Here is a 9,542-nt window from a genome sequence, read left to right on the forward strand (position 1 = left end):
ATTATAAAATTAAGGAATATGGCACGATATGAAATCTCCAACGAAGTCAAGCCGCTCGACAGGCTTATCACAGGCTTTGCCTCCTCATGCGGCTATGAAATACAAACCGTATTCAACGACCTGCTGCGTTTCATCATCCACGGCTTCTCTCCGGGAGCACCGCCAATAAGCAACTGGAAATACAAGCGTCAGCAAAATGCCTCGTTCATGGAAATGACAGCCGAATGGACACGTATCATGCAGAAACAAATCGGCAGGTCAGGCTGGTTCGACGCTTTCGGTGAACTCCACATGGCTTACTGCTCAAAACCGGGACAGCAGGCAAACGGACAGTTCTTCACGCCGTCACATATCTGTGAACTCATGGTCATGTGCGCGGCAGGTAAAAAAGAGACCGGACAGAGGATGGGAGATCCCACATGCGGCAGTGGAAGACTCCTGCTGGCATACCATGCACACAATCCGGGAAACTATCTGGTCGGAGAAGACATCAGCCGGACCTGCTGCATGATGACCGTATGCAACATGCTCGTCCACGGATGTGTCGGGGAAGTGATCTGTCATGACAGTCTCCAGCCGAAGGCGTTCACCGACGGATGGAAAGTCAACCAGGCACTGCCCTTGACGGGAATACCTTCTATAAGACGCATGAAGGAAGAGGAATACAGGAATCCTCTTCCGGAAAATATCGGACGCTTCAAAGAGGCAGTCCGTATCATCAACCTATTGGACAAATAATTACCAACCTTTTAAAAAATATAATTATGGAAGCTTTAGCAACATTGAACAATCAGAGACAGTTTGATTTCCAGAACAACGGAATCGAAGTAATGGACCTTGAAACACTCCAGCGTACCTACAAGGAGAACGACATCTACGGCAATCCGGTCAGGGGTATCTACCACTACCAGGTCATCCAGCGCATGACGGACATCTGCCGCCGTCACAACCTGAACTACGAGGTGGAGGAAATCTTCGCCGCCCAGAACAAGAACCGGACACAGCCCGGAGTGGTCATCCTGCCGCAGGTGGAACAGACCTATGGAGAGAAGGCGGTAGAAGCACATGTACTGCGAAGAATCTTCACCACCATCCGTATTCTGAACGGGGATACCGATGAACTGACAACCACACTCGTGGTAGCCTACCATCAGGACGGTATCCAGGCGGCAATAGGTCCCTGTGTACGTATCTGCCACAATCAGTGTATCCTTTCACCCGAACGAAGCGTTGCCAACTATGGCAAGGACAAGGTGACTACCGAGGAACTGTTCGGGAAGGTGGATGACTGGATGCGGAATTTTGAGCGTGACATGGATGCGGACAGAAGCCGAATCCAAAGGCTCAAGGAAAAGGTGTTGACACCCGGTGAATTATACATGATCATCGGTATGCTGACGGCTCTGCGTGTATCGCATGACAGTGCAGACAAAAGACTGGCATCACAGGTGGACACCTATCCACTTAACCAGGGACAGATTTCCGTGTTTACGGAAGAACTGCTCAAACTCTCACTTGAACAGCCACGCATTACAGCGTGGGATGTCTACAATGTAGCGACAGAAATCTACAAGCCTGGAAAGACTGATTTTCCTGCCATGATTCCACAGAACGGAGCAATGGCCGATTTCCTGCTTTCATATAACCAGAATTAAAACCTGAAACCGAATACGACAGGCCCGGTTCCGTCACCAGCGGAATCGGGTTTTGTCATTTATCAACCCGAATAATCAGATAAGATATGGCAGCAAGTAACAGAATAAAGGCTGAAATGTATATCCTTTTCAGCTGCAACGCATGGCACGAATACAGTTCATTCGAGCCAAAGGCGGTCTTCTCTTCCATAGAAAAGGCAGCAGACTTCCTGCAGAAGAACAGAAGAAAACTGAAACTGGAGGAAGATGACGTCGAATGTTTCAGACAGCACAGTCAGACTCAGGGCAGAAATACCAATTACCTGGTACAGTCCTGTCCCTATAATCCAGTCCGCGCAAGAGACTTGGAATGACAAAGAATCGCATTCATAAACAATCATATAAAAATATACGACTATGACAAATGATGAAAACACTTACATCGGAATGTCCCTGCCGGAAGGAATACGGTACATCACCGTTTTTGAAAAAGGGGATTTTGAAAACTGCGGAAGAATACTCAGGACATTTTACCGTACGGAAGACAGGGTGAGAAAACTGCTTGCTTTGGGAAACCTGCTCCATTTGGGAGGCAGCCTCTCATCAAATGAAAACAAGACAAGCTGTTGGCCTTTGAATAATGGGAATCCCATTTACGAAGCAAAGGAAATATCAGGCAAGGAAAAGTTCTTCCTGCTCGGTGCCTGGACTTACCTGTATGAAAATGGCAGATGGTTTCTGGGCTATGAAGGAAAAATCTATGAAATCAGCAATCCTGAATTTTCTGTATTTGTTCCCGACAAGGACCATACGCCTTCCCCTCTGGACAAAGGACTTTCCTTTGCCGTAATCGGCGAAACGGGAAAACTTGAATTCACTCCGGAAATTGTCAACGGATGGGATACCTGGAAAAGCCTTCCCAAAAGAGTCAGTGAAAAAGGGAAAACGGTATATGTATTCCGCAAAACACAACTTATAAAAGTCATCAAACCTAAAAAACTGGAATCATGAAAGAAATCAATATGACAAAGGCTATATCATGTATGCCGGACAAATTCATCACAATGGAAATGGTTGAACTGGCCGCAGCCGAACACCGTCCGGAACTGGTCAACTATCTGCCGGAGAAATATATTACTTCTGAAATACTTGACAGTATATTCAAAACAGATGATTACGGATGGCGTTCCTGGCAGCTTTCGAAGATACCTGAAGAAAAACGTAACCGCCAGATTTGTCTAAGGGCAATAAAGGCCGAAAAGAGTAATTTTCCTGACATACCGGAAAAATACAGGAACAGTAACATACTTGAATCGCTGTTCGCACACAGGAATTTCATGCACTACCTGCATCTGATACCTTTATCATCATGGAACAACGGAACAGTCCGTGATGCAATATACTCCCTTTACCATAACGTACAGCAGGACAACGGTTTCCGCTACAGCCCGGACAGATACGAACAGCAGTTCCTGACCACAACGAAAGCCATGCTTTCTTTCGTTCCCCAAAAGGCGAAAGGTTTCAGACTTTGGAAAGGACTGCTACGCGACGGACGTATAGCAACCCAAACAATCGACAGAATGACGCCCAAATGTTTCAAACAGGCTGCATACTACAGGGAATGGGCCATACGCTGCATCAGGGAAGTGGATACATGCTGGCTTGACTATGACACCGTATGGAAGGCCATCTGTCACAAGACAGGCAACCTACATGGCATTTTCGATTCATACGGACATTACGAATGGTTCTCTAAACATGCGGATGATGCCATGGCTGACAAAGCAATGGAGCTGGAACCAAACCTGTTTTACAGACTTCCCGGACGGTTCCGGACACCGGAAAGACTTATTCATGCACTTGAAGCGAAAAGAGAAATCAACAGTTATAACTTCCATCTTGAGCCGAACCTGATGACGGAAGAGGTCTGTATGGCACTGGCCAGGAGGGATTCGTTCTATCCGGATATCCCGTCGGAACGCTGGAACAGGAAACTTGTGGAATATTTCATTGAACACGGCCATAGTCTGTACTGGCTTCCCCAACTGCCGAAGAGACTACAGACCAGAAATCTCGCCGAGAAAGTCCTGAAGGAGAAACCCCAATACTTCCATTATCTGCGGATGGAATTCATCACACCTGAAATGTCCAGGCAGCTATGTCAAAAAGACCAGGATAATATCCGTCATTTCAAGGAACGGGCCATGGAGTTCCGGAAATATACAGGACTTCCGGATGAATTCTATGGATGTGAAACGGATTTCGAGCATATCAGGGACCGTAATGACAGCCGCCGATACTGCCGGATAGGATTGACTTACATCGCCTTGCAGAAATGCAAACGCGGATGGCACGAAAGTGAATACTATCTTATCATGACACGCCATCAAAACCGATATATGCCTGCCGAAACAGTGTTCAGGAAACAGATTACTACATTCCACCGGACATGGCTGGAAAAGACAATATGTGACAACGACCCGCAATTCCGGATTCCGAAGATTCAAAAGGACTTGAAGGATGTACAGGCCATGCGGTATTATGAGGTGAAACATATCCGTACCATCCTCGGATGCGAAATATACCGCAACTCATTCATGGGACGGACTGTGGAATACTGTATCCGCAAGGACGGACTGACATACCATGACAGGAACATGGAAAGGCTCGCTTCCGGCCTGCAATACAAGATCCGCCGGTTGAAGGAACAGGCCGTTCTCCCCAAAGGAACGGATGATTCGATGGAAATCAGTGCCGAAACGGTACACCGCAACATGGGGTATTGTCTGACCGGAATAGAAGCCTTTGCGGAAGACTACGGGCTGGACGTAGCCAGGACCTATACCCTGAAAGAATTGAAAGACGTTATCCATGAACAGGGATACAAGCCTTCACTGGAGAAATACAAAAAAGAAGTCCAACATCTAAACCTTATCTGAATATGAATATTTTCCAAAAAAGAATTGAAAACCTGTGCGATGAAATCGTCGGCAGGATACTTGCACTGATGCAGGCAAACTCGGTTTCCGAAGTAATGTTGACAGACAATGACAATCCGGTTTTCGTAATCCTGTTTGACAAGACAGGTGATCCATGCGAATGCTCCGTACACAAGGTAACTGCCGTCGGAGAAGGAATCACACTTGAAGTCCACGATAAGATTACCGGAGAAAACTACAAGGTCACAAGCCGCCATGAGGCGGCTCTGGCCAATCCGGTATGGCTTAACGACATTCTGGAAGCCATGACAAATATCTTCCATATAAAAGAAGATAATGTCATATGCTGCAAATGCGGAAGTAGGGACGTAACCTGTGAAGCGATGATAAATCCCAATACAAAGGACTTTGACCATTATACGGACGACTCTTTTCAGTATGGGTGGTGCGACAACTGTAAATCCGGAACAGTCATAAGCGATACGTCTGAAGTAAAGAAGGGAATATCGCAGAAATATAAGGAGTTTAAAGATACTTACAATACCGAACCGCAACTGGCCTTATGCCGCATCATATGGAAAGATGATATGAAAGAAACGGAAGTTTCCATAGCACTCGAAAAGATTCCGGAAGAGCATGACGATGCCATCTTCTTCTATTGCGACAGTCTGTCCGATTTCATGGCGTTGGCAGAATATGGAGGAGAAGACTTCATGGTTACGGAATGTTTTAGCTTTACCGGCCTGGGAAATGAGGAATAATTTATTTTTATCTTTTCAAAGTTGCCTGATATGTAAACTTTTTATATATTTGCGGCATGAAACAGGAACGGACCATATCAGCCTACAAGAATTATTTTACGGACTTCATCTCGTCCCTCAAAAAAGAGGAAGCCCGTAAGATATACTATATTCTTGATATGCTGAAAGTACAGGAAAGGGTAAGCAGCAAGTTCGTGAAGTATCTGCGTGAAGAGCTCTATGAGATCCGTGCTGAATATGGAGGCAATATCTTCCGGGTATTCTTCATATTTGATGACGGGAACATCGTAATCCTGTTCAACGGATTTCAGAAAAAGACACAGAAGACACCGCCTTCTGAAATAGAAAAGGCATTAAAGATAAAGGAGGAGTATTATGAAAGCAAGAAATGAAAACCTGACCAGCATCGATGCTATCATGGATGCGGAATTCGGCAAGCCGGGAACACCTGAACGTGAGGAGTTCCGTAAGGAAGCATACGCCTACTGCATGGGACAGATCATATGTGATGCCAGAAAGAAGGAAAAGATGACGCAGTCCGAACTGGCTGAAAAAATCGGGACTAACAAATCCTATATCTCCAGAATTGAAAAAGGCATTGTAGATCCGGGTATCAGTACGTTCTGCCGTATCATTGATGCACTCGGATTGAAGATTGAAATTGTCAAACCGGTATTGTGATGGAAAATTATCAGGAAAAAGCCAGGGAAAACTTTTACCGTAACCGTCCGTACGGTATTCACATTGATTATGCCCGGAAAGGATTTGTACTGTTCAATCACTATACAAACTGTCTCGGAAAACAGGAAACCGGTTCCATCGAAGGACTTTCCCTTGAAAAGTTCGAGGATGTGGACGCGATACCATTGAACGGGAAAATTATAAAAAATGGTAACCGGACAACAGACATCTATTTTTATACGGACGATTCAAACCCTTACAAAAACATGAAGCTGGATATGGATGCGTTGAAACAGTATAACCGATTCATTTATCCCCTTTCACTTTTTTTAGACAGGATATTATAACGAGACAGCCGTGAATCATGGTAAATTCACGGCTGTCTTTTCTCTATGGCATAAACAGTAACCTGTATTCTTCTTTCCTTCTCCTTTCTATTGACGGAATCTTCTTTCCTTTATAGCGACAATATCGTATGAAGTCCGCATAGATGTCCCGATTCCCGGCTTCCAGTTTCCTTATCAACGTGCTTTTGGGCATTCTGCCATAGCCGAGTAACTTATATGGTCCCACCTGGTATGCCAGACACGCAACTAAAAGTGAATCCTTTCCCAGATGTCGGAATAATGCACACATTTCCTTCAGATCATTTTTCAAAATACTGTCTCCCTCACTTTCTGTCAGCGTGGCGGGAAACTTTTCCCCTTTTCTGATACGGTGACCGTATGCAACATACGGATGATGTTCCGGACCATGCCATCCTTCATATTTCTTGATACACTTGACAGCCGTTTCCCAACGTGAGTCTTCCACATTCTCCTGTGCCCGCAGGGAAGTTACCGTCATGGCCAGTACCACCAACGGCAGTACTGACCTTAGAGACCTTACGGTTATTATAGGACACCTCCTTCCTGAACTGACACTGAATCTTCCACGGCATCCGTCTCTTCATCACCTGCATTGTTGAAGTCAAATTCCATTTCTGTCATGTTTCCCCAGTTGTCCTCTACAACGACAATGAAGTTCTGCGCCTCGTCACATAGTGAAGTATAATACAGCCTGAACTTCCTATTCTCCAGCAGATAACGGTCATTCGGCTTGAATTCAAGACCGTTGTCCAGTTTCAGGGAACCTTTCCCGTCATACTGGAAATAACGGATCGTATAGACCGTACCGTCAAAATCGCCCTCACTTTTGAGTTCACATCGTATTTCCGCCGTCTCATTCCTGTTCAGTTCCTTTGGAACCGGCATTGTTTCCACGGTAAACGGATAACTTTGCTGGATTTCCAGCTCGGATTCACACGAGGTCAGTACAAGACTGACCAGACCTATGCAGAACATGGCAATCTTGCCTGCCAGCCCAAGTCCTTTTCCTATATTCTTTTCTGTCTTCATTTGTTTTCCTTTGTTTTTGTCAGATATTCATTCAAGTCCTTAAATCCATCATACAGACCGGAACAGTCCGTAACCTTGTTCCCGAAATGTATGGTCAAAGTCTCCAGTGCGGTAATCCCGGCCCGGTCACGGTCAAGAAAGCACCGGATTTTGCCGTAACCCTCCAGAACGGCATACGACCGTTCCAGATTGGATACAGAGTTCAGCACCAGGCAGTCTTCGTCCGCCACAGTCCGCAATCCCAATGCCGAAAGGAAATCCACAAACCCTTCAAACACACAGCACGTATCCTGTTTCTTTCCGGACAGGGACACACAGGAAATATCCTTGGGAGAGATGCATCCCTTGAACATCGGGTTACGGAGTTCATAACCGCCGCTCCGGTTCATGAAGCCTATGGCAAAATACCGTTTGCCCCGTATTCCGTATGCCACTTCCTTGCAGAATCTCCCGGCTATGGCCGGATCAATGCCTCTCTCTTTCAGGTAGCCTTTCAATGCCTCATGACTCAGTTCCGTCACTTTCACGTCCTCGAATCCGGAAACGCGGGGTATCTTCTTACGTTCCTGTAAAGGCCGGAGAGGAAGGATGCCGGATTTCCCTGAAAGGAACTCCAGCTGCTCCATGAAACCGGTACTTCCTGTCAGTTCCCCGGCAAGATGGAAGATGTCACCTCCCTTTCCGAGTCCAAAATCAAACCAGACATTCCGCTGTGTATCCACCTTGAAGGATGCTGTTCTCTCATTTCTGAAAGGTGATCTGAACCAGACATCATTTCCTTTACGGGATACCGGTACATGCCCCATACCTTCAAGAAAACCTACAAGGGAAATCCGTCTAATCTGTTCCAGTTCCATAACCCGCTAATTTATCATAAAACGAATGCCGATTCCATACTGGGTATGGCAATGTCCGAGACTTCCGCCCCACAGGAAACGCTCACGCAAGGAAGCCGTCAATGCCACACGGTCGGCAAGGTACAGTTCCATCTCCAGCGTCAGGGCACAGCCGTACACAAAGGCATCGCCGTTTTTCAGGGTGGCCCCGTCATAGAGCTTTTTATCGGACCAGTTTACCGTCTCATATCCGGCCAGTGCCAATCCTCCCAGATTGAGGAAGAACACTTTTCCCGCATCGGAAAGGAAATTCAGGTAATATCCGCCTTCTGCCGTAAACTGCGCCGAAGGGATGGTCACATGACGGTAACCGTGCTTCATGTGCAGGTAATCCGCTCCATATACCCATTTGTTCCCGCCTTTGGCATAGCTTGAAAGAGTCATTCCCATATAGTATCCGTTATCGGAAGCCATACCTCCACGCATTTCCACACCCTGCATCCTTGGCAGAATCCGCTGGGCGTCTGCCTGTCCCACGGAAAGGACAAGCAGCAATGCCAGCATATACAATACTTTCGTTCTCATCGTACCTTCAGCTCATTGATGGTTTCCGCACGCACCAGGTCTTCGTTGACCACCTCAAAACTCTGGTGACGGCCGCCCTGTTTCTCATACATCTCCACAACCAGTTTCTTATCGTCCGGTATTGTAAACTTGGGAAGGGCAAATACCGTACATTCCGAATCCCTGCCGTTTACACGTGTCACATAATTGTAGGCACGCAGCGGATAAATCACCTGCTCCTGCATGGCCGTACGCTTCATCACCTTTTTATCCACCACCTTGAACGTAATGAAATCCACGTCAAAGGGAACATTCGAGGAGTTCTTTACCTGGGTATGGAAATAAAGCAGGTCATTATGGGTGTACAGACCTTTGAGCAGATACTGGATACCGAAACGCTTGCAGCCGATATGACGGATACGGCGCTTGTCATTCTCATACACGGATTTCATGATAAGACGTACCAGACGGGGGGACTCGTTATCCAGCTCGGTCAGATAGATTTCCATGGCATTGTTGGGACGGTTCACCGATTCTCCGTCATGGATGAAATCACACATCTCCACATTCAGCAGCAGCGGCTCGTCGGCATACTTCACGTGTAGGCTCGGTAATGGACGCCTTGCCACCTTTCGGTGGTAGGTTTCCCATAACCTGCCCCCGAACCGTACGTGCAGGTCTCCCTGCATACGGCTCTCCACTGGTAATATCAGTTTATTTGTCATGT

Annotated in this window: 14 protein-coding genes; 9 read left to right on the top strand and 5 right to left on the bottom strand. The window is 46.6% G+C overall.

The genetic code is table 11. The features are described 5' to 3' along the window. Window positions 1-18 precede the first annotated feature (18 nt). The 9 genes from H3001_RS11160 to H3001_RS11200 all read left to right on the top strand — a co-directional run bounded on the left by H3001_RS11160 (window position 19) and on the right by H3001_RS11200 (window position 6,365). The gene (locus H3001_RS11160; protein WP_032591937.1) at window positions 19-738 is read left to right on the top strand and encodes an N-6 DNA methylase; all 720 of its coding nucleotides are present in this window, start codon (window positions 19-21) and stop codon (window positions 736-738) included. A gap of 26 nt (window positions 739-764) precedes the next feature. Further along, complete coding sequence (locus tag H3001_RS11165) at window positions 765-1,655, top strand: hypothetical protein (RefSeq protein ID WP_004326295.1); 891 nt, start codon at window positions 765-767, stop codon at window positions 1,653-1,655. A gap of 86 nt (window positions 1,656-1,741) precedes the next feature. After that, a complete protein-coding gene (locus tag H3001_RS11170) occupies window positions 1,742-2,008 on the top strand; it encodes a hypothetical protein (RefSeq protein WP_032584151.1) in 267 nt (88 codons plus the stop codon). Window positions 2,009-2,051: 43 nt separating this feature from the next. Beyond that, entirely contained in the window at window positions 2,052-2,645 is a 594-nt protein-coding gene (locus H3001_RS11175; protein ID WP_032584153.1) for a hypothetical protein, read from the top strand. Next, window positions 2,642-4,576, top strand: coding sequence for a hypothetical protein (locus tag H3001_RS11180; protein WP_032584156.1), 1,935 nt, complete (start codon window positions 2,642-2,644; stop codon window positions 4,574-4,576). The genes H3001_RS11175 and H3001_RS11180 overlap by 4 nt, the downstream gene beginning before the upstream one ends. A 2-nt stretch (window positions 4,577-4,578) precedes the next feature. Then, entirely contained in the window at window positions 4,579-5,337 is a 759-nt protein-coding gene (locus H3001_RS11185) for a hypothetical protein (protein WP_032584158.1), read from the top strand. Between the two features lie 56 nt (window positions 5,338-5,393). Beyond that, on the top strand, window positions 5,394-5,729 hold the full coding sequence (locus tag H3001_RS11190; protein ID WP_005776869.1) for a type II toxin-antitoxin system RelE/ParE family toxin: 336 nt from the start codon (window positions 5,394-5,396) through the stop codon (window positions 5,727-5,729). Beyond that, the gene (locus tag H3001_RS11195) at window positions 5,713-6,018 is read left to right on the top strand and encodes a helix-turn-helix domain-containing protein (RefSeq protein WP_004326306.1); all 306 of its coding nucleotides are present in this window, start codon (window positions 5,713-5,715) and stop codon (window positions 6,016-6,018) included. The genes H3001_RS11190 and H3001_RS11195 overlap by 17 nt, the downstream gene beginning before the upstream one ends. Next, a complete protein-coding gene (locus H3001_RS11200; protein ID WP_032584159.1) occupies window positions 6,018-6,365 on the top strand; it encodes a hypothetical protein in 348 nt (115 codons plus the stop codon). The genes H3001_RS11195 and H3001_RS11200 overlap by 1 nt, the downstream gene beginning before the upstream one ends. A 43-nt stretch (window positions 6,366-6,408) precedes the next feature. Here H3001_RS11200 and H3001_RS11205 read toward each other — a convergent pair whose 3' ends face one another. From H3001_RS11205 to traN, 5 genes are all read right to left on the bottom strand, one after another. Beyond that, window positions 6,409-6,864 (bottom strand): glycoside hydrolase family protein, encoded by a 456-nt coding sequence (locus tag H3001_RS11205; protein ID WP_032584196.1) that lies wholly within the window; start codon window positions 6,862-6,864, stop codon window positions 6,409-6,411. A gap of 47 nt (window positions 6,865-6,911) precedes the next feature. After that, the gene (locus H3001_RS11210) at window positions 6,912-7,415 is read right to left on the bottom strand and encodes a DUF3872 domain-containing protein (RefSeq protein WP_032584161.1); all 504 of its coding nucleotides are present in this window, start codon (window positions 7,413-7,415) and stop codon (window positions 6,912-6,914) included. Next, window positions 7,412-8,272, bottom strand: coding sequence for a toprim domain-containing protein (locus H3001_RS11215; protein WP_032584163.1), 861 nt, complete (start codon window positions 8,270-8,272; stop codon window positions 7,412-7,414). Before H3001_RS11215 ends, H3001_RS11210 begins: the two co-directional genes overlap by 4 nt. Before the next feature lie 6 nt (window positions 8,273-8,278). Then, on the bottom strand, window positions 8,279-8,836 hold the full coding sequence (locus H3001_RS11220; protein ID WP_032584164.1) for a conjugal transfer protein TraO: 558 nt from the start codon (window positions 8,834-8,836) through the stop codon (window positions 8,279-8,281). Next, a partial coding sequence (gene traN, locus H3001_RS11225) for a conjugative transposon protein TraN (RefSeq protein WP_246368564.1) occupies window positions 8,833-9,542 on the bottom strand: 710 nt, incomplete at its 5' end. The genes traN and H3001_RS11220, both read right to left, overlap by 4 nt.

This window comes from Phocaeicola faecicola (assembly GCF_013618865.1).
Lineage (GTDB): Bacteria > Bacteroidota > Bacteroidia > Bacteroidales > Bacteroidaceae > Phocaeicola > Phocaeicola faecicola.